The 21,830-nt window shown below is 61.0% G+C and carries 14 protein-coding genes; 7 read left to right on the plus strand and 7 right to left on the minus strand.

Translation table 11 applies throughout. From position 1 onward, the window contains the following. Positions 1 to 67 precede the first annotated feature (67 nt). Positions 68 to 1,990, plus strand: a complete 1,923-nt coding sequence (locus tag KP701_RS06300; protein WP_215746378.1) for a S9 family peptidase — start codon at positions 68 to 70, stop codon at positions 1,988 to 1,990. Positions 1,991 to 2,048: 58 nt separating this feature from the next. Here the strand turns inward: KP701_RS06300 and KP701_RS06305 are convergent, their stop codons facing one another. Beyond that, positions 2,049 to 2,366 carry a hypothetical protein gene (locus KP701_RS06305; protein ID WP_252345447.1) on the minus strand — a complete coding sequence of 106 codons (318 nt, stop codon included), beginning with the start codon at positions 2,364 to 2,366 and terminating at the stop codon, positions 2,049 to 2,051. A gap of 393 nt (positions 2,367 to 2,759) precedes the next feature. On the opposite strand from KP701_RS06305, the gene KP701_RS06310 reads away from it, so the two are divergent. Further along, positions 2,760 to 3,725: a DMT family transporter gene (locus KP701_RS06310; RefSeq protein ID WP_225198165.1), complete on the plus strand. Its 966-nt coding sequence runs from the start codon at positions 2,760 to 2,762 to the stop codon at positions 3,723 to 3,725. Positions 3,726 to 3,798: 73 nt separating this feature from the next. Here the strand turns inward: KP701_RS06310 and KP701_RS06315 are convergent, their stop codons facing one another. Further along, positions 3,799 to 5,184, minus strand: coding sequence for an MATE family efflux transporter (locus tag KP701_RS06315; RefSeq protein WP_252345448.1), 1,386 nt, complete (start codon positions 5,182 to 5,184; stop codon positions 3,799 to 3,801). Positions 5,185 to 5,353: 169 nt separating this feature from the next. On the opposite strand from KP701_RS06315, the gene flgE reads away from it, so the two are divergent. The 5 genes from flgE (at position 5,354) to rfaE1 (ending at position 12,768) form a co-directional block, all read left to right on the plus strand. Beyond that, positions 5,354 to 6,640: a flagellar hook protein FlgE gene (gene flgE / locus KP701_RS06320; RefSeq protein ID WP_252345458.1), complete on the plus strand. Its 1,287-nt coding sequence runs from the start codon at positions 5,354 to 5,356 to the stop codon at positions 6,638 to 6,640. A gap of 25 nt (positions 6,641 to 6,665) precedes the next feature. After that, complete coding sequence (flgK, locus tag KP701_RS06325) at positions 6,666 to 8,195, plus strand: flagellar hook-associated protein FlgK (RefSeq protein ID WP_215746380.1); 1,530 nt, start codon at positions 6,666 to 6,668, stop codon at positions 8,193 to 8,195. A 2-nt stretch (positions 8,196 to 8,197) separates the two neighbouring features. Continuing rightward, entirely contained in the window at positions 8,198 to 9,259 is a 1,062-nt protein-coding gene (locus KP701_RS06330; RefSeq protein ID WP_215746381.1) for a flagellin, read from the plus strand. A gap of 66 nt (positions 9,260 to 9,325) precedes the next feature. Continuing rightward, on the plus strand, positions 9,326 to 11,197 hold the full coding sequence (htpG, locus tag KP701_RS06335) for a molecular chaperone HtpG (protein WP_215746382.1): 1,872 nt from the start codon (positions 9,326 to 9,328) through the stop codon (positions 11,195 to 11,197). Positions 11,198 to 11,328: 131 nt separating this feature from the next. Next, a complete protein-coding gene (rfaE1, locus tag KP701_RS06340; protein ID WP_215746383.1) occupies positions 11,329 to 12,768 on the plus strand; it encodes a D-glycero-beta-D-manno-heptose-7-phosphate kinase in 1,440 nt (479 codons plus the stop codon). Between the two features lie 21 nt (positions 12,769 to 12,789). Here the strand turns inward: rfaE1 and KP701_RS06345 are convergent, their stop codons facing one another. The 5 genes from KP701_RS06345 to KP701_RS06365 form a co-directional block, all read right to left on the minus strand. Then, entirely contained in the window at positions 12,790 to 13,662 is an 873-nt protein-coding gene (locus KP701_RS06345; protein ID WP_215746384.1) for a helix-turn-helix domain-containing protein, read from the minus strand. A gap of 212 nt (positions 13,663 to 13,874) precedes the next feature. Next, entirely contained in the window at positions 13,875 to 17,285 is a 3,411-nt protein-coding gene (locus KP701_RS06350) for a YhaN family protein (protein WP_215746385.1), read from the minus strand. Further along, a complete protein-coding gene (locus tag KP701_RS06355) occupies positions 17,285 to 18,523 on the minus strand; it encodes a DNA repair exonuclease (protein WP_215746386.1) in 1,239 nt (412 codons plus the stop codon). The genes KP701_RS06350 and KP701_RS06355 overlap by 1 nt, the downstream gene beginning before the upstream one ends. Before the next feature lie 50 nt (positions 18,524 to 18,573). After that, a complete protein-coding gene (locus tag KP701_RS06360; protein ID WP_215746387.1) occupies positions 18,574 to 19,077 on the minus strand; it encodes a DUF892 family protein in 504 nt (167 codons plus the stop codon). Positions 19,078 to 19,233: 156 nt separating this feature from the next. After that, positions 19,234 to 21,750, minus strand: coding sequence for a TonB-dependent receptor (locus tag KP701_RS06365; RefSeq protein ID WP_215746388.1), 2,517 nt, complete (start codon positions 21,748 to 21,750; stop codon positions 19,234 to 19,236). Positions 21,751 to 21,830 lie beyond the last annotated feature (80 nt).

Here is a 21,830-nt window from a genome sequence, read left to right on the forward strand (position 1 = left end):
CGTTCAAGCTGTGGCGGAAGAGAGTGCCGCCGGTTACGATACTACGGCATCGGAGACAGGATGAAAAATGACGACATCGCCTTCCCCCACAGTTTCCCCCCGCGCTCCCGCATCCGCATCCGGAAACTGGCCGTCCTGGGTCACGCCCGAACTCGTGGCCGGTCGCACCCTGTCCTTCTCCGAACTGCGCACGGCGGGTAACTGGATCTTCTGGCTCGAAAGCCGTCCGGATGAACAGGGCCGCTCTGTCATCACCGCCCGCGACCCCGAAGGCAAAATCCACGACCTGATCCCGCCCGGATATTCGGTCGGCACCCGTGTGCACGAATATGGCGGCGGCGCATGGGCTGTGCGTCTGAAGGACGGCGCCCCGCAGGTCGTCTTCAGTGACCGTAAACGTGGCGGCATCTGGTTCAGCAACGGCCCCAGCGCCACGCAATGGGCAAACCCGGGCGAAACCCCCGAACACCGCTACGCCGATCTGACCTTCGATCCTGTCTCTGATGCCGTGTTCTGCGTGCGCGAAACCCACGGCGAAGGCGTGCCTGTTGCAGCCATCGTCCATATTCAGGCCGACGGACGTGAAACCGTGCTGGCTAAAGGCGCAGATTTCTACGCCGCGCCCCGCCCCTCACCCGACGGACGCTTCCTGGCCTGGTTCAGCTGGAACGACCCGGCCATGCCCTGGACCGTCACAACCCTCTCCGTCGCCCCCTTCGACCGCACAACCGGCACACTCGGTCCCGTCACCGACCTGACCGGCCCGGAACAATGTAGCATCATCGAACCCTGCTGGTCCCAGGACGGCACACTTTACGCCACGTCCGATGCCGCAGGCCGCTGGACGCCCATCCGCTTTTCCCATGACGACACAGGCTGGCACCCGCACACTCTCGATGGCGCCAATGCCGAAATCGGCCTGCCGCACTGGGTCTTCGGTCAACGCACCATGGCCCCGCTGCCCGAAAACAGACTGCTGGCCCTCGGCATCCGCCACGGCCTCAATCACGTCCTGCTGGAAGACAACGGACACTGGACGGACGTCTCCCTCGGAAGCCCAGTCAATGTCCCGCAACCGCTCGAAGACGGACGCTTCGCCTGGATCGACGCCCCGTCCGACGCGCCAGCCGCCATTGCTGTCGGTCGTCCCGGCGAACCGTATGACCGCTTCCGCACCAGCGTCACCCTGCCGTCCGGCGTGACAAAAGCTGATATCGCAACCCCCACTCCCCTGACCTTCCCGACGGCCAATGGCGCAGAAGCCCACGCGCTTTTTTACACCCCTGCCAGCAGCACCAGCGCGCTCCAGCCCGGCGAAAAACCGCCGCTCGTCGTCATGGCGCATGGCGGTCCGACCGGTCGGGCCAATCCGTCCTTCGCCTTCAAGGTGCAGTGGTGGACCTCGCGCGGTTTCGCTGTCCTCGACGTCAATTATCGCGGTTCAACCGGCTTCGGCCGCGCCTATCGCGAAGCACTGGATGGCCAGTGGGGCGTCGCGGACATCGAAGACTGCCTCGCTGGCGTGAAGGCTGTGCTCGACCGCGGCCTTGCTGATCCCGCCCGCTGCGTCATTCGCGGCAGCAGCGCCGGCGGCCTGACCGTCCTCGGCGCCCTGACCCAGTCGGACCTCTTCGCTGCAGGAACCTCCCTCTACGGCGTCACCGACCTGCGCGCCCTGGCCGAAGAAACCCACAAATTCGAAGCCCGCTATCTGGACGGCCTGATCGGTCCCTATCCGGAAGACGAAGCCGTGTATCTGAAACGTTCTCCCATCACGCAGGCCGGGGGAATTACTGTTCCCGTCCTGTTCCTGCATGGCGGCGCAGACAGGGTCGTCCCCCTCTCACAGGCGGAGTCCATGCGCACAAAACTCGAACATTCCGCCCTGCACGTCTATCCGGAGGAAGCCCACGGCTTCCGCGCCCGCGACACCATAGAAGACGCCCTGCAAAGAGAGCTCGCTTTCTATCAGCAGGTGTTTGGTCAGTAATTTTCAGACTGGGTCTTAATGCAGGGATTTCTCTCCCTGCATGGAGCGCTCCGGAAAATCAGTCGTCCGAAAGCCCGAACTGGCTGGGATAAGGCATCGCATTCCGACCAAGCTTCTTCTTTTTCCAGTCCGCCAGCGCGCGATCATATTCGACATGCCGCTCGTTTTCGGGATCCATCATGTTCCGTCGCCATCCCGCAGCGATCAGCCAGTATTCCCCGGCCAGTCGCCAGTCCCCGGCCGCATGATGCTCCAGCGCAAGCCGCTCAAGCCCATGATACTTGTTCTTGGGATTGGCGAGCGCCTCCGGTGTGAGGATGAAATCATCCCCTTTCCAGAGAAAATTCGATTTCATGTAGGGAAACTGCCGGGTCATGACCCCCGGATCCCCGAAATGCTCCTTAATCAGCATTGGAACCAGCCTGTCGTAAGACCTACGCCATTCGCACTGCACAGACCGTTCCCCTGAAAACAGCATTGAAGAGTGCCGCTTCTATAACGGGCGCCTTCACCAGAGTCGATTTTTCCGGCTGAACCGGAACACACCAAAAGCAGGATTCAGTGTGAATTAATCACCTTTAAAATGTTATATATAAATAAATATATGTTATTATAAAATATATGCCCAATCATAAAAGAAAATACTCGCCATTACGGAAACGGGTTTGAATTTCCATAGTACTTCTTCTAAGAAGCCTCACCGAAATTACTGGTGCCCTGTCTCAGGACTGCACGCTTTCTCTTTTCTCCTTCAGAATCCCAGAGTCTCATGGACACCAAAACCCTCTTCTCCGGAATGGCCCTGGCCTTCGGAGCATACTCCGCGTTCGCCATCAGCGATGCCTTTTCCAAACTGCTGGACGGGAGTCTCGATCCCTTCGAGGTTGCGTTTTTTGGCGGAGTGTTCGGGTTTCTCATCCTTCCCTTCATTCGCAAACCGACTGAATCCTATCTCGACATCGTGCGTCCGAAACTTCGTGGCATGTGGCTGCTGCGGGCCGTCTGCGTCTTCGTCGCCACGGCCGCCAGCGTCAAAGCCTTCATGCTGCTCTCGATGCCCGAGGCGCTGTCGATCACGTTCCTGATGCCGCTGTTTGTCACGATCCTGTCCGTCGTGCTGCTTAAGGAGAAAGTGACCTTCTGGGCCTGGCTGGCCGTTGCGCTCGGCTTTGCGGGCGTCCTGATCGTCCTGCGCCCCGGCGTGCGTCCTCTCAATCTCGGCCATCTGTGCGCCCTCATGGCTGCCTGCGCGAATGCGGGCAGCGTGATCGCCTACCGGATCGCCAGTAAGGAAACCGTCCGCCTGTCGCTCTTCGGGTCCAGCCTGATGGGCGCCCTGGTTGGCAACGGTCTGCTGATGATCGCCCACGCCACATGGCCGTCCAGCACAAAGATCTGGTTCTACCTGTTCGGATACGGCTTCCTGACCGCTCTCGGACAGCTCTGCATGATGCTCGCAACCGCCCGGGCACCGGCAAACCGCGTCGCCCTGCCGCAATACAGCCAGATGGCCTGGGGCGTTGCGCTGAGCTACTTCCTTTTCAAACAGCCGCTCGACCGCTGGACTTTCGTCGGCATTGCGGTCCTGACAGCCTCCGGCATGCTGAACTGGATCCGTCAGCGCATCCGCTACGAGAAAATGGCGATGAAAGAGCGTCTCGAACGCCTCAAGGCGCGCAAAATCGCCAAGGGCAACCTCAAAGCCGCAAAGAAAACGGCTCTCTCCGCACGATAAAACCAGCTCCCGCCGCTGCGCCTCCGGGTCAGAACACTGGCTTCAGAGACGCAGCGGCAACCCCAGCAGTTGCTTAAGGCTTCACAATCCCCGGCTCCAGCTTCCGGATCACCCGGAACGCCGTCACCACCGCCAGACTGCCAAACAGCACCACGCCCAGCGACTGCCCGACCAGAATTCCGATCGGCCCGTAAGCCGACCCGAACCACACGAACGGAATGGTCCCCAGCGTCGCCCTGCCCCAGTTGAAGCCCGTGGAATAGAACGGGTGCCCCAGATTGTTGAACGCCGTATTGGCCACGAACAGCAGTCCCACGAACATGTAACTCAGCACCAGCCAGCAGCAGAACAGCCGTACGATATCCACGCCTACACCCTGAAGCTCGAAAAGCTGGATGATGTAACTGTGCGTCGCCGCCAGGATCAGCCAGGTCACGCCCACACACAGCGCCGTCAGCTTGAGCGCCGCCAACAATGCCTCCTGCACGCGATGGATCTGCCGCGCGCCAAGGTTCTGCGCCATGATCGGCCCTACCGATCCCGTCAGCGCAAAGACCAGCGAAAACGCCACTGGCACAATTCGGTCAATCGTCGCCTGTCCCGAAACCGCATTGAGCCCGAAACGCGCCATCGCATGTGTCACGAACAGCGCCCCTGTCGGTGTCGCCAGATTGGTCGCAATCGCCGGAACAGCAATCCCGCCAATCAGCCGCGTCGACGGCCCGAACGCCGATCGCTCCGGCCATTCCAGCATGGCGTGACCCCGCAGATTCAGGAATCCGCTCGCAGCAATGGCCAGACGCGCCAGAACCGTGCTGATCGCCGCGCCCTCAAGCCCCAGATGCAGCCCGAAAATCATGACCGGATCCAGACAGGCTGAAACGACGGCCCCTGTCAGCGTCACCCGCATCGAGCGCTTGGCATCCCCGACCGCCCGCAGAAGTGACGACAGCGCCATTCCCATACACACCAGCGGCAACGCCGGAGAGACGATATGCAGGAACGTGGCCGCATGTTTCTGCGCCTCGCCATGCGCGCCCAGCAGCCCGAGCAGAGGCATCGCGAATGTCGCCGTCAGCAACCCCAGAACGGCCGCAATCGCCACCATGACCACCAGAAACGCCGAGGCCATCCGCCGCGCCTCGGCATGCTGCCGCGCCCCGATCATCCGTCCCGTGCAGGCTCCGAGCCCGATCGTCATGCCAATGGAAACAGAGACCTGCACGTAACTGACCGCCGTCGCAAACGCGATCGCCGCGGTCAGTGTCTTGTCATGCAGATGGGAAATATAGCCGTAATTGAGCAGATCAACGGCAAAGACCGCCATCAGCCCGATAGCGCCCGTCCCGGCCATGGTCACGACATGACGCATGATGCTGCCATGAACGAATCTGGCGGGTCTGACCGGAGAATCGTCAGGAATACTGGGCTTTTTCGGGTCGTCGTCTGGCTGGGGCATGCGCGCCCATCATGCCCCCTCCGCAACCGGAGAACCAGAGGTCCCGGGCGTTTTTTCGCGCCCACACCCTGCCGTGACAGCCCGCGAATCCAGCGCCAGCAATGGCGAATCCGTCCTTTTCAGGTTTGTAAGGACTTCTTTAATATCCGTCGTGGAATCCTTGGCCGTGATGCTCGGGCATACGACCCGCAGCCTGTTCCACGTCCGGGAGTATGCCATGTCCTCGATCATCAATGCGGTTCACACCGCCGTCAGTGGCCTGAATTCGCAGTCCCACGCCTTTACCGACCTGTCCAACAACATCGCCAACAGCCAGACCACCGGCTACAAGGCGAGCACCACCAGTTTCGAGGACTACGTCACCAACAACGAACTGGCCAATGACGGTGAATCCCTGAGTGACAGCGTCGCTGCGACCACCCGTCAGCACACCGACACCCAGGGTATGGTTACGACGTCGACCAACAGCACCGCCCTCGCCATTTCCGGCAACGGGTTCTTCAACGTCGTGCATGCCACCGGCCAGAGCAATGACAGCACCCCCGTTCTGGGGACGCAGCAGTATTATACCCGTAACGGTGACTTCTCGCAGGACAAGAACGGCTATCTGGTCAACACGTCCGGCTATTACCTTGAGGGCTACAACGTTGACGCCACCTCAGGCACCCTGGGCACGTCTCTCTCTGCCATTCAGGTCCCCTCCAGCGTCGCGTTCCGACCGACAGAGAGCACGAAACTGACCGCAACCGGCACGCTCGACAGCTCCAGCACCACTCCTGTCGGTCAGGGCACGGATATGAAGGCGACAGCCTATGACAGCACAGGTACGGCCTCGACGGTCGATCTGACCTGGACGAAGGTCAACGACACGACCTGGACTGTTAAGGATGCCAACGACACCAGCAACAGCGCAACCGTGACGTTTGATTCCACCGGCGCCGTTTCCTCCGTGACGTCCCAGAACAGCGCTGGAACCAGCAGCACTTCCAGCACAAGTTTCGACTATACAGGCTCCCCTCAGGATATGACCGTGAGCCTCAGCGGCGTCACCCTCGGTTCGGCAAACACCGTTTCCATGACGTCGGACAGCGTGACCAGCGGCACGTTCTCCGGCATTTCCATGGGAACTGACGGTTCTGTCATGGCGACTTTCGACAACGGCTATTCCCAGCTCGTCGCCAAGATCCCGCTGACAACCTTCGCAGATCCGAACAGCCTGTCTGCCCAGAACGGACAGGCCTATACCGCCACGTCGCAGTCCGGGAGCCCGCAGATCAATGCCGTCAACACCAATGGCGCCGGCACCCTGACCACGGGCTCCATCGAAGAATCCACCACGGACCTGACCGGCGATCTCAGCAAGCTGATCGTGGCGCAGCAGGCCTATGGCGCAAACACGAAAGTGGTCTCCACGGCTGATCAGCTTCTTCAGACAACCCTGGCGATGATCCAGTAAGCCGGACTGAAGGGATACCTGCCTCATGGGACTGAACAGCGCACTCTCGATTGCAACGTCCGGCCTGAATGCCGTCCAGAACGCCATGGCCGTTGCGTCCAACAACGTCTCCAACGCCGGGACAAGCGGCTATATCAAGGAAAACGCCAACGTTCAGTCCACCGTGGCTGGCAACATGGGCACCGGTGTCCGCACTGCCGCCACAACCCTGGCCACGAACGAGCAGGTCCAGAAGGCCCTCTACGCCCAGAACGCGGACGTCGCGGCCTACACGGCCACGAGCAATTCCCTGTCCAACATCACCGCACTCCAAGGCTCTACCTCCGCCACATCCGGCAGCAGCGGAACCCTCTCTGACGAACTGGGCAATCTTCAGTCCGCCCTGACGTCCCTGACATCCACGCCCGACAGCGCGTCGGCCCAGAGCACGGTCATTTCCGCCGCCTCCACCTTTGCGCAGTCCGTCAACACCCTCGCCTCGGCCTATCAGACCCAGCGCCAGACGGCTCAGGATACTGTCGTGTCCTCGGTTTCAGACATCAACACCGATCTCACCACGATCGGTGCCCTGTCCACCAAGATCATGAATCTCAAAAGCACCGGTCAGGATACGGCCGCGCTGGAAAACCAGCGTTACACCGCCCTGTCGTCGCTTTCCTCGGAACTTTCCGTTTCCTGGTCCGAGTCCGCAAATGGCGACATGACCATCTCCACCGCAAATGGCATGACCCTGCCGACGCGCGATACCAGCAGCACCCAGGGCGCAACCGTCTCCTCCACCTGGCCCCTCAGCACGTCATCAGCCCAGATTTCGGTCAGCTCGACCTATCCCGCCACGTCTACCGACAGCAGCATTCCTGCCATCACCCTGAACGGCCGGGACGTCACTGCGGATCTGACCGGTGGAACGCTGGGCGCGAACATCACCCTGCGCGATACAACGCTCCCGACCATGCAGGCCCAGCTGGACTCCCTGACATCAACCGTTGCCACCCGTCTGAGCGATCAGGGCATGCCCCTTTTCACATCCGGCGCAGATGGCGACGTTCCGGGCGCATCGCAGACGGACCTCACGCCGACCGGAAGCGTCGGCTTCTCGCAGGTCATGAGCGTTTCCAGCGCCTATTCCGATGATCCGTCCAAACTGCTCGACAGCAGCACATCCGGAACACAGACCATCCAGAACGTCCTGAGCTACGGCTTCGGAACCACATCTGATTCCTCCGGCACCTCCCAGACACCAGCGCCGAGCACGAACCTCGGAATGACTGGAAACCTGTCCACGGGCTATACGGGAAATCAGGGGATCATCTCCCTTGCGACATCCCTGACGGCCAAACAGGCCGCAACTGCCAGCGATGCCAGTAGCGGCCTCACTCTCTCCCAGACAACACAGACGAGCCTGACGTCCAACCTTTCAGGAACATCCACGGTCTCCGTGGACACGGAAATGGCCAATATCGTCACCCTGCAGAACGCCTATGCGGCCAATGCCAAAGTCGTATCAACCGTCCAGACAATGTTCAGCGCCTTGCTGAGCGCAATCGGAACCTGATCATGACCGGAACCATCTCCAGTTTCGGCTTTGGAGGAATCTCCAGCCAGCTTCTTCTGGGTGTCCAGAACCTTTCGCAAAGCCAGAGTTCGCTCCAGCTCGAAGCCTCGACCGGCGTGCTCTCCAGCAGCTATGCCGGTCTCGGCGCATCCCGGACACAGGCCCTCGCCCTTCAGCCGGCCATTACGCAGGTGTCCGCCTGGACGGGCAACGTCACGAACGCCCAGAATACTCTGACTACGACACAGACCGCCCTGTCGCAGATCTCCACCATTGCCCAGGATCTGACGAGTTCGCTCTCCACGCTCGGCAGCACACTGACCTATTCAACCGTTACGACGGCCGCAACCGCCGCCCAGTCGGCCCTGACGTCGCTTGGGAACCTGCTGAATACGAAACAGGGCGACAGCTATGTTTTCGCGGGTCAGCAGAACACGACCGCCCCCGTGAGCACCGATCTGGGCACATCGGAGCTCGCCACCCGGATCGAACAGGCCGTCAGCCAGCTTGGCTCCACCAGTGCGGACGACGTGCTCAGCACGACCGAGGATCTGGCCAGCAATACCGCCGTCGGCCAGCCCTTCTCTGCTGCGGTGTCCACGTCCCCCGATCAGGCCTACCAGCAGAAGATGCAGGTCGTCGTCGGTCAGTCCGAAACAGTGTCCGTGGGTATGGTCGCCACCCAGAGCGCAACCTCGACCTCAACCACATCGCCCATCCGCGATCTGATGCGCAACCTCATGGTAGTCGCCTCTCTTGGCTCGTCTTCCAGCAGCACAAGTGACTATTCCAGCCTGATTGCAGGGCTCCAGAGCTCCATGGAAACCGTAACGAGCAGCCTGGGAGACATGAGTGGCCTTCTCGGCGTCCAGCAGAACAGCCTGACAACACAGGCCTCCATGCTGAGCCAGATGTCTTCCGCCCTGACCACCCAGCTCGGGCAGGTCAAGGATGCCGATCTGGCGCAGGTTTCCACGCAGGTGACGGACACCAACAACCAGCTTCAGGCGTCCTATTCCCTCATCGCCGACATGAAGGGCATGACGCTCGCATCTTACCTCTGATCGTGGTTGAAAATCCGTTTGTGACATCGCATATCGAAGTCACTTTCCTGTACGGAGACTGATGAGATGAGTGAAACGAACACCCAGAAGGCAGCCGAAAAGCACGAGTTCAGTGCCGAAGTCGGGCGTCTTCTGGATCTGGTGGTCCATGCCCTTTACTCGGATCGTGAGATCTTTCTGCGTGAGCTCGTCGCCAACGCGGCTGATGCCACGGACAAGCGCCGTTTCGAGGCCCTGACGGACAGCGCGCTGGCTCTTCCGGAAAATGCGTCCATCCGCATCAATCCGGACAAGAGTCAGAAAGAGCTGACCATTTCCGATGACGGCGTGGGCATGACCCATGACGAACTGGCCCAGAACCTCGGCACGATTGCCCGTTCCGGCACCCGTGCCTTCGGCGAGAAGCTGAATGCTGCCAAGCCGGAAGACCGTCCGAGCCTGATCGGTCAGTTCGGTGTGGGCTTTTATGCGGCATTCATGGTGGCGGACCGTGTGGATGTCACGTCCCGCAAGGCCGGCTCCGATGAAGCCTGGACCTGGTCGTCCGACGGCAAGGGCGCTTTCACGCTCACCCCGGCCTCCCGCTCCACGCCGGGCACCGACATCGTCCTGCACATGAAGGACGATGCCGACGAGTTCCTCGACAGCTGGCGTCTGCGCTCAATCATCCGCAAATGGGCAGACCACATCTCCTGGCCCATCACCCTGCGTGAAACCAAGGAAGACGGCACCACCGAAGACCAGGCCGCCAACGAAGGCACGGCCCTGTGGAGCAAGCCGAAATCCGAGATCACGCCGGAACAGTATGCCGAGTTCTACCGGCATATCTCGCATGCTTTCGATGAGCCTTATGCGACGCTGCACTGGCGCGCGGAAGGTGTGACCGAGTTCACAGCTCTGCTGTTCCTGCCCAGCGCCCGTCCGTTCGACTTTATGGAGCAGTCCCGCGAAAGCCGGATCCATCTGCATGTCCGCCGGATGTTCATCACCGACGAAGCCGAACTGGTCCCGAACTGGATGCGCTTTGTGCAGGGCGTGGTCGACACCGAAGACCTGCCGCTCAATGTATCGCGTGAAATGCTTCAGGCCACCCCCGTCCTGGCCCGCATCCGCAAGGCCGTGACCAAACGCGTCCTGAGCGAGATCAGCAAGCGTGCGAAGGAAACCGATAGCGGTTTCAACACGTTCTGGGAGAACTTTGGCGCCGTTATCAAGGAAGGCCTGTGGGAAGACGCCGAATACCGTACGGAAATCGCCGGTTTCGCCCGCTTCCACTCGACCTATAGTGACGATCTGATCACGCTGGACGATTACATCTCCCGCATGAAGGATGGTCAGGACGCAATTTATTACCTGACCGGCGACAGTCTCGATGCGCTCAAGTCGTCCGCCCAGCTTGAAGGCTTCCGCGCCCGGGGCCTCGAAGTCCTGCTGCTCTCCGATCCGGTGGATGGCTTCTGGCCGGAGCGTTTGTCTTCCTATCAGGAAAAGCCCCTGCGCTCCGTCACCCACTCCCATGGCGATCTGGAGAAGTTCGAGTCTGTGGAAGCAGACACGGCCGAAGCCGCGGATGTCGAAAAGCTGGTCCCCGCCCTCAAGGACGCTCTGGGCGATCAGGTCAAGGACGTCCGCAGCACCGTGCGCCTGACGGGCAGTGCCGTCGTCATCACGTCCGATGGTGGCCCGGACCTGACGATGCAGCGCCTGATGCGCCGTTCGGGTCAGGCCATGCCCGCCATGCCGCCGATCCTCGAGATCAACCCGAAGCACCCGCTTATCAAGGCCCTGGCCGAGCGTGTCGCAAAGGGCGAGAGCGTCAAGGACTATGCGACCGTCCTGCTGGATCTGGCCCGCGTGCAGGAAGGCGAGCCCCTTCCCGACCCGACCGGTTTCGGCCGTTCGCTCGCCACGCTGCTGGCCGGTCCTGCCGCAGAGTGAGCAAAGACCCGGAGCGTTCCACATCTCCGGTTCTGTTCGGAAAAGGCGAGGGAGTTGTCCCTCGCCTTTTCTTTTTCATGCGCTCCTGTGAGATATGGAATGCCAGACATGACTGAGGGAGAAGCAGGCCTGTGATCGACGATTTCCGCTTTGGCCGCATTACGGTAATCGGCGACCTGCTGCTGGATCAGTATATTTCAGGCGGCGTCAGCCGGATTTCCCCTGAAGCCCCCGTTCCCGTCGTTCTGCATGACGGTCTGCGGTGCGTGCCCGGCGGTGCGGCCAATGTGGCGGTCAACGCCGCTGCCCTGGGGGCCCAGGTCCATCTTGTCGGTCTCGTAGGCGAGGATGATTCGGCCGCACGGCTGAAGGAAACCCTGAAACTCTGGCCCACTATCGAGACGGACGGCATCGTCTCGGCCCCTGACTGGACCACCATCACCAAGACCCGCGTCGTCAGCGGCCGCCAGCAGATCGTGCGCATCGACGTCGAAAAGCTCACCCCTCTTTCCGAAACGGTCCAGCAGCGCCTCGTGGAAGAAGCCTGCCGTGCGATCGCTGTCTCGGACGTGCTCGTCTGCTCGGATTACGCCAAGGGTGTCCTGACGGATGAGGTCCTGCGCGCCATCATCGCCGCCGGTCGCGAAAAGGGCATCCCTGTCATCGTTGATCCCAAGCGCCACACATTCGAAGCCTATGCCGGCGCCACGCTCGTCACACCCAACCGCATCGAGGCGCAACAGGCCAGCGGACTGCCGGCACGCACGGATGGCGAGGTCCTGAAAGTCGCGGAAACCCTGTCCAGCCAGTTCGGCGGCAACGTCCTCGTCACGCGTTCGGAAGACGGCATGACGCTCTGGCAGCGTGACGCCAAACCGCTGCATGTTGCCAGCCGCAAATCCGAAGTCTTTGACGTCTCGGGCGCCGGAGACACGGTCGTCGCCACGGTCGCCGCCGTGCTTTCCGCCGGTCAGACGCTGGAAACAGCCGTCGTCATCGCAACCGCCGCCGCGGCCCTGTCCGTCAGCAAGTTCGGAACCGCCACGGTCTCGCGCGAGGAACTGTCCCGCGAACTGCTGCAGGAAATGCCCGAAACAGGCGCTCTCGTGCCGGTCGAACAGGCGGCCCGCATCGTGGAAAGCTGGCACAGGCACGGCGCGAAGGTCGTGTTCACCAACGGGTGTTTCGATCTGGTCCATCCCGGCCATGTCAGTCTGCTTCAGGCGGCGGCCCGTGAAGGAGACCGGCTGGTCGTGGCTCTCAACACGGACCGCTCCGTCAGTCGCCTTAAGGGACCGACCCGCCCGGTCCAGAAGGAAGAGGCCCGCGCCCGGGTCATTGGCGCCCTACGCTCGGTCGATCTCGTGGTGCTGTTCGACGAAGACACCCCCCTGGAAGTCATCCGCACCCTGAAGCCGGATATTCTCGTCAAGGGCGCGGATTACACCGAAGACCAGGTAGTCGGTGCCGATGTGGTTAAAAGCTATGGGGGCAAGGTCGTGCTGGTGGACCTTGTCGAAGGCCAGTCCACCACCCGCCTCGTCCGGGGCATGCAGTCAGCTCCGTCCTGATCGGCGCCGTTCCGGTCAGCGTCAGCCTGACGATCCCGTCTGTTCCAGCCGCCCCAGCCGTAAGGCGGAACGCTGCCGGATTTCCCGAGGGGATGCCCCGAATTTCTGCCGGAAACGCCGGGAGAAATGCGCGGCATTGCGGAAGCCATGGTTCAGCGCGATCTGAGCGATCGGCAGCGCATCATGGGCCGGGTTCGTCAGATCCGCATGGATCCGCTCAAGCCGCCGGTTGAGGATCCACCCCGCGACCGCCCCGTCCTCGCCATCGAAAAGCTGGTAGAGCGCCCGGGTCGAAATCCCGGACGCTTCCGCAATGCTCTGCGGCGTCAGATCATGCTCGTGCAGGCGTGTCTCAATATAGTGGCGGATATGCTTCTGCCGATGCCGCCGCCGCCCTGCGACACTGACTTCCAGTTCCAGACAGTCCAGGATCGTCGTGATCAGCAGATCCGTGACATGCTGCATGAGGCGCTGACGTGTCTGCGGAATCGTACCTTCCAGCACACCGGCCTCGAGCATGGACCCTGCGGAAAGCAGGAACGCCCCCGGTCCCTTCTCCATATTGAAAGACAGGGGTGGCAGCCCTGCAAGCATTGGAAGATACCGAAGCAGCGCGCTTCGTTGGACGCTCAGCAGAAAGACATCCGCCGTAGGCTCGACCCGCGGCGGCGTAGCCAGCGTCGAGAACTGGTACTGATCCAGATAAAGCCTGCCCGTGGACTGCCGTGACAGCACCAGAACCGCCCGCTCCTGCTCCAGAATCTCCGCGACACCCGCTGACAGGGCCGTGCTGAGACGAACGACGATCGGGTCCATTCCACGGGGAGGTGCCGCAAGGGTCGCGAGCGGGATGATGCGCTGTGCATTCAGGCTACCGCGGGGGCTTTCAGTCACGATTGTGCTCCGTGAAGGAAAGTGGGAATGCCGTTAAACACCATTTTTAATAGTAAAACCAGTCAAAACACCCGTGTCAGGATGGCTATATGGAAAATCAGCTCAAAGGAAAATAGCCTGACTGTATTTCATACTATTTCGTCACCCGGTGTCATTCACGAAACTGCGAAGCATTGGAATGTTATAAAGTAAACATTTTTTTAGAAACGGAATTATAGCTTCGTCAGACAGCTAATTTCTTTCGATTGATTTAATATATACCCGTGGTGGGTAAAGAACAGAACCTGTGTTTTTTCCGAAATCTCCGCCAGAATCTTCAGACCCGCCTCCGTCCGCTCTTCATCAAATGTCACGAACAGATCATCCGCAAGGAAAGGCAGACGGATTCCGCGCTCCAGCGCCTGCTCGACCGACGCCAGACGCAACGCCAGATAAAGCTGGTCGCGCGTGCCCTCGCTCATGGCATAAACCGGAACAAGCGCCGTGTTTCCGGGCCGGCATCCCGCCAGAACCAGCCCGTCCGACCCGTCCTCTTCCGTCGCAAGCCCCACATAACGTCCAAGCGTGAGCCGTGAAAACAGCGCCCCGGCGCGGGACAGCAGCGGTCCGTGGGCCTGCTGCCGCCCCTGCTCCACCAGCCGTGACAGCATCAGCTGCTGAAGCCTGAGCGAGACATAGCGGCTGGCCCGCTCGGCAATATCCGCTTCCGTCTCCTGGATTTCCTCGGCTGTCTCATGAACGCCCCGGGCATTTTCCAGCTCGTCCAGCACCTTGCGCGCGGTAAACAGACGCTCGTCCACTTCCGACCTGCGGGCGTTCAGCGCCACTGTTTCCGCCTCGATGGCCTCGAATTCCTCTTCAAGCTGTGCCGGATCCGTCTCGCGGGCCTCTTCCAGAAGAACATCGATCGGCCGGCCATTTCCCGCCTGCAGGATCTGATCGCGCAACTCGTCGCGCCTGTCGCACAATGCAGCCCGCTCGCATGCCCGCGACAGCGCATGACGCAGATCATCGTCCGGCCCCAGACCCAGCGTTGACCGCACAGGCGCCAGCTCCGCCACCAGCGTCGCAATCTTCAGATCCTTCTGCGCAACCTCGGCCTCAAGCGCCGCATGAGCCTGAACCACAGTCTGCCGCTTCTGCTCGCGGGCCAGCGCCTGCGTCAGGAAAGCGTCCAGTTCGGCTGCCGATCCCTGCCCGTGGCGCTGAAGGAACGTTCCCAGTTCCGTGCGGAAAGCCGCAATATCGCGTATCTCGGTGGCCTGCTCTGTCTGCTCGCTTTCCATCCGCGTCTGGATCACCCGCGCATCATGCACATCCCGCAGATCCGCCCGGTCCGGCCGCCCCGGATAACGACAGGCCTGACAGGCCAGCGCCCAGTCTTCGTCCCACTGCGCCAGTTTGCCTTTCAGTCCGGCCAGTGCCGCCTTGCCTTTTGCCACCACCTCCTGCAGCCGGCGCTGATCCGCATTCCGGGCCTCAGTCTGCTTTGCCACGGCCTCGTCGCGTTCCAGAACCGACGCGGCCTGCCGGATCTGAACCGCCAGCCGGTCGGACGGACAGGCTGGCACGAAAGCCTGCAACCGCCGGCTCATATCCGCCCGGGTCTGCATGGCGGCCTGTAACTGCGCGCGCGAGCCCTGCAATTGTTCCTCGGCCGCGAGCGCCGCCTGACGCCGTGCAATCCAGACCTGAAGCGGAGCGGGGGGCAGGACCGGCGCGCCCAATGTTTTCAGAAGAGCCGCCCATGCAGCATCGCGCCGATTCAGTTCCACTTCCGCGTATGCTGCCCTGCGCCGGGCATCTCCCGCTTTCAGCGCCAGATCCTCAACCTGACGGGACAGCGCCGCAAGCTGCGCCGACTGCTCGGCATGATCATGGCGTCGGTCCGCCAGACCATCCGCATTCTGGAGCAGAACGCCAAACGCCTCCCGCATCGCCGGAGGCGGACAGGTTCCGGACTCGAAAAGACGCTCCATCTCCTGCAACAGCCGGTCACGTTCCTGCCGAGCCGCCGAAAGCTGCTCCCGTGAAACGGCCTGTCCACCTTCCTCAAGCCGCCGAAGCTGCTGTTCCAAATGCGCGCGTTCTGTCTCCGCCGCCTGCTCGTCATCGCGCGCCGCCCGGCGCTGCTCTTCCAGCCCCGCCCGGAGCCGCGCTTCCTCTTCGAGAGCCACCATGTCCGGCAATGCAAGCGCCGTCAGTTCGGCCTTCCGGTCCGCGCCTGTCGCACGCCAGGGCAACAGCGCCCCATAAGCAGCCGCCGTGACCTCTTCCTGCCGAGCAATCGCCTCCAAAAGACTGTTGATCCGCTCATCCAGCGGACCAAGGCTCCGCGCCTCATCCAGCTCCAGCCGGAACAGACGCAGACGCTCCCCGCCTGTATTTCCATCCGATTCCGAAACGGATTGCGGATGAAGCGCATTCAGCGCCTGCTCCGTCTCCCGAAGCCTGTCCCGCAGATCCTGTTCCTGCGTGTGCAGCAGCGCGCGTTCCTGAAGCCGCCGGTCCAGATCATCCAGCTCCGACAGGTCTGGCAGCATGCCCGATTCACAGCCATGTCGCGCCCAGAACTGTTCAAGCCAGATCCCGTCCCGTGTCAGCCGCGCCTGACGGTCCCCCGCCGCTGCCTCAAGACGCTCAACCAGAACTCCCCGACCCAGAAGTGCCCGGATGGCATCCTGTTCCGTAAGAACGGGATGCGGTTCCCCACAGTCCCGGACCTGCCCGGACACCGTCTCAAGTTTCTGGCGCGCAGCCGAAAGCGCCTCTTCTTCCCGGTGCAGGTTTTCCAGGATTTTTTCAATCCGTGCGCAGTCCTGAACCGTCAGATCCCAGTGCGGAAATGCGGCGATCTCCGCTTCCGTCTCCATCAGTTTCTGAATCGGAACGGATGTCATTCTCAGGCGCGAGTTGGTCCGGCGACGTACCCCAAGAGCCTGCGCTTCCTTCTCGCAAGCCAACCGTTCCGATTCAGAAACAGAAAGCGCCCGGTTTGCTGTGGAAAGCTGCCGCGCCGTCGTCGTGTCCTGACGCAGTGTCTGCTGCAATTCTTTCAGTTTCAGTTTTGCCTGCTGCAGCGCCGAGCGCGCCCGTCCGGATTTCCATTCCGAATTCACATCGTCCTGAAGCGTCGCAGCCAGTTTCCCGACGCCCTCAAGACCCAGCCCAGCCGCCAGGATCTGAAGCCCCGCATCATCTTTCAGCCGGCGCATTTCCTCGCCGCCGTCCCGCAACCGCGCATGATCCAGCGCCCAGGCTGCTTCGAATCCCTTCGCATCCAGTCCGCCCAGCCAGGTCCGGAGTGGCAGATCATCCAGAGGCGTTTTGTCATCGGCTGCAAAAAGTGTCTGGTTCCGTCCCCGCCGCCGGATACCTTCAAAAACCGTCCCGTCCTGCTCCAGACACGCCCCGACCCGTAGCAGCGGCGCCGCCGTCATCCAGTCCCCGGCAATATGGTGCGGAAACCCGAACAGGAAATCCCGGATCGCACAGAGCGTGGTCGATTTCCCGGCCTCGTTCGGACCATAAATGACATGCAGGTCCCGCTTCCCTTTCGGAAAGCTCAGCGTGACATCCTGAAATCCGCCATAGCGCAGAAGATCGAGACGTTCGAAACGCATTATTCCGTCTCTCCCACCAGCCGTGCCCGCAAGGCCGCCCGCGCCTCCTCAAGCGGAAACTGCCCGTCCGGCATCAGACTATCCCGCTCGACACAGGAGGGCAGGGCAGAGAAAAACCCTTCAAACGCCTCGGGCAGGGACGCCAGAAAATCCTTGTCCTGCATCAGTCCCTCAAGCGCCAGATCCAGCTCCCGCGTCTCCGCCACACCGGCCCGATGCACAGGCGCGGACGTCTCATTGCGGATTTTTTCCAGGCCGATCTGTGTTCCTCCCGGCGTCATTGACGCCGCGATGACACGAAGATCCTCTTTCCAAGCCTGCGACGCGCACAGCCGATCGTGCAGGATGCTTCGCCCCGTCAGCACGATCCGCGCAATGACTGTCCGTCCCCCGGCCTCGGACAGCGCATCTTCCATCGCCTGACGCGCGGCACCCAGAACCGCATCCATGGTCTGCATGTCGCTGACATCCAGCTCCAACCGGCACCAGCGCACCACATCACATTCCACAAAATCAACGGACCGGACGATCCCGTCCTCAACCGTGACCAGCTCACAGCCACAGGCCCCGGTCTCCCGCGCATGACGTCCCTGAAGCACGCCGGGAAATACAATCCAGGGATGCTCGCAGACGATTTCGCGCGCATGGACATGCCCCAGCGCCCAGTAATCATACCCCTTGGCCGAGAGCGTCTCGACGGAACAGGGCGCATAGGTTTCGTGCTCCCCGTATCCCGAGAGTGACGTATGAAGCACACCAATATTGAAACACCCCGCTACCGGCGCGGGATAGGATCGCGTCATGTCCTGCGTGACATGCCGGTCCCGGAAACTTTGCCCATGCAGCGCCACGCCCAGTTCGGGCCAGTGTAGCGTCTGCGGCGCATCATAGGAAAAATGGTCGATCCCGTCCGGCAGCGGCAGTTCGCGCGCAATGACCGACTGGGCATCATGATTGCCCGAAAGCGTTACGACCCGGATGCCTGCCTGAACCAGCCGGCTCAGTGCCCGGACCATGTAAAGCCCGGTCCCCACATCCTGCCAGGTTCCGTCATACAGATCGCCGGCCAGAACGACGAAATCGACCTTTTCCGTCAGCGCCGTCTCGACCAGCCGGTCCAGTGCGCGCCGCGTTGACCCGCGGATTTCCGCTTCGGGAAGCCCTTCGTAACGGCTCAGCCCCCGCAGGGGGCTGTCGAGGTGAATGTCAGCAGCATGAAGGAAGCGGAATGAGGACATACCCGAAGTTTACGCCCTCGCGGATGTCTTGCAAGCCGCGTTGAGCTGTCTCAGGCCGCCGCCAGATACTGGGCTACGATTTCCGGCATCAGCCCCTCAAGCGCTCCGGCCGCCGCTATTTCCTCATCCTTCAGACAGTCCAGCGCGGCCGCATCCTGCGCAAAGCCAAGCTGTCGTGCCAGTACGATCAGAACCTGAAGCGAGGCGATCTGATGCGCGCGATACCCGCTCGCCGCCAGCACGTTTTTCAGAACGTCATGCTCCTCACCCCCATGCAGCAGCCCCGAGACGGTGCTGAGAATGGACGAGACGGTCTCATGGGGAACCGGGGCAGGGTGTCCGTGCCGGGACAGAAGGATCGTGATCTCCCGCGCATGGCTCCGGCCCATCGCCAGATCCTGCTCCATCCGCCGGCACAGCCCCGGATACTGCTCACAGACCGGAAGCTCCGAAAGCGCGGTCTCGATGGCTTTGGATTCAATGGACAGGTGATCCCGCAGGGCGTCCAGATAGATATCCAGTGCTGCTCTGGCTGTCGTTTTCGTTCTGCCCACCGTGGATCCTTTTTATCTTTGGTGCAGTCATAAATGGCCATATTGCCGGGTGGAGTGCAAGAGCGCAGCACCCACCGGACAGTGGTGTATCAGTCATGAAAAAACCCCATGCCGGAAACCGGCATGGGGTTTTCAGGTTCAGCACAGTCTGAAGGATCAGAAGCCGGCGCTGATGGAACCGGTTGCAGCAAACGGGGCTGCGATCATGTAGGTCGGGGCGGTACCCTTGATCGAATTGCCAAAAATACCGGTCTGCGTCTGGGCGTTGACGCGGGTGCCCGTTGGGAAGCCCAGATAGTGGTTGTTGGTGATGTTGGTCAGGTTCAGCTTGACGTTCGGAGCCTGGAGGAAGCCCAGGTTCTTGAAGCGATAGCCAACCGTGATGTCCATCTTGACGTAGCCCGGGATGTGCTCGTCGTTCATGAAGGTGGAGTACTGCTTGGCGACATATTTCAGCTTGTAGGCGCCGAAGATGTTGCCGTCATCGTAATCGAGGTTGAAGCCGACCTGATACTTGGGGGTGTCAGGTGCAAACTTGCCGCTTGTCCGCATGTAGTCGACCTTGTTGCCCGAGCTGGAGAGCAGGTTGCTGGTCGTGCGGGCATCGACATATTCGAACGAGGCATAGGGACGGATGTGATAGAAGATCGGGCGCGTTCCGATTTCCGCATCCACACCGTTCGTGCTCTGGCCACCGGCATTGATGTTGGTGGTGGCGTAATTGAGACACGCGTTATCGAGACATTCGGTCTGCGAGATCAGGCGGTTCGTGAAGTTGTAGTGGAAATAGGTGACCGAGGCCATGACCGTCGGACCCGTGTAACGCCAGCCGGCTTCTTCCGAAATCGAGATTTCAGGCTTCTGGTCGCTGTTGGCGTGGGTGCCGTAGCCGCCGTTCTTGTAATAGGCTCCCGCGTCATACAGGGAATAATTCGTCGGGATACGGAAGTTCGTGGCGCCCGAGATGAAAACCTGCATCTCCGGATTGATCTGATAACGGATCGAGGCGGTTGGCAGCGGTTCGTAATAGGACTTGTTGATATACGGGCCGGTCGACGTGTCGGGCAGCATATTGTGACCGTCACGGGTAACGATCGCATATTTCAGGCCAGCGTCGATCGTCAGCTTGTTATGCAGCAGAGACAGGCTGTCACCGATGAACATGGTGTGCGTACGTGTCTGCGTCAGGCTCGCGCGGTACTGGTAGGTCGTGCCGTCATTGAACACGTAGTTCGGTCCGCTGCCCCAGATATTCCATGGCGTACCATCAGCACCAATACCCGTTGCAGGAGCCGTCTGGGACTGCTTGGCATACTCGAACCAGTAACCGACCATCAGGCGGTTGACGCCGGTGGTGAGCGTCAGCTTCGTAACGGCACCCGGACGATATGTGGTCGTGATGGACGGTTCATAGAGCAGGGCACCCTTCGCAGGCGTCTTGCCGTCCAGCGTGCCGGACATGCTCGTTGCGCCCCAGCTTGTCGGAACGCTGTAGGCGGCACCGCCGCTGCCATCGCCATACCAGAAATACGGTGTTTCCGTCAGGACGAGGTGGTCTGTCAGCTTGAAGGTGGACGGCGCACTGGCATAGATGTTGGTGAACGGGTTCTGGTGGAGCTTGTAGTAATTGGCGTCACCAGACTTGTACGCACCGTTATAGACCGTATTGGAAATCGTGGCGCCGCTGTTGTTCTTGAACGTCGTGCCGTTCGGACGCGTACAGGTGCTTCCCGAGTAACAGGACGCGACGTACTGGTCCTTCACACCGAAACCATACGTATCCCAGGATGCCTGGTTCACGCTCGGCGTCAGGTAGTTGTAAAGACGGTTGCCGACGATCGCGAGCGAGACGCGGTTGCCATCGCCCCAGTCATTTACGAATTTTGCTTCGGCATGGAGCTTGCGGTTCGTCGCCATGGAATGGATGGCGTCTTCGGTCGCATAGGAACCGGAGAAATACGCACGCAGGTTGGTCTGTCCGATCTTGCCGGTATCCAGACGCAGGAAGCCGCGGGTGTAGTCATATGAACCGTAAGAGACGTCGAACGCACCGCCCTTCTTCATCTTGGGGTCGATCATGTACATGTCGACCACGCCACCGGTGGCGCTCAGATGCGGGCTGTCGAGGTCGGCGGAACCCTGTGCGAGGCTGACCTTGCGCAGGTTCTCGGAGTCCACGATTTCCTGGGAGTAGACCGAGAAGGAACCGATGTCGTTGATCGGAAAACCTTCAAGCGTGAAGCCCATCTGCGACTGGTCGAGACCACGGGCGCTCATGTGGCTTCCCGTCAGTCCTGCCGGATCGGAAGACGTAACGTTCGCACCCGGAAGCAGTGCGATCAGCTGCATCGGGTCCTGACCCGGTGCCTGCTTTTCGATGTAGTCACGGGAGATGGCCGAAACGGACTTCGCAGAGTCCTGTTTCTGCATCAGACCACCACCAACATCGCGGCGCGTTACGCCATCGAAATAGGTGTGATGTCCGCTGACGGAGACATGTTCTTCATGTTCGTCTGTTGGAGCTGTATTGCCCATCATGGACGGGGCGGCAGCAGCGACTTTCGTAGGGCTCTTCTTGTCAGAAGAGGCCGTGCTGTCTGCGGGTGCGGCAAATGCCGACACCGTACCGAACGCAAACAGGGCCGAAGTCGAAAGCAGGCGAGCAAGGCGCATCGTATTTTCGGTCTTTCTCGGTCAGGTGAACTTTCAACCGAGAAAAAGCATGAGTGCCGGCTCTATTTCAATCAGATGTA

Origin of the sequence: Gluconobacter sp. P1C6_b, from assembly GCF_018811945.1 — a bacterium.
In the GTDB taxonomy this organism is placed as follows: Bacteria; Pseudomonadota; Alphaproteobacteria; order Acetobacterales; family Acetobacteraceae; genus Gluconobacter.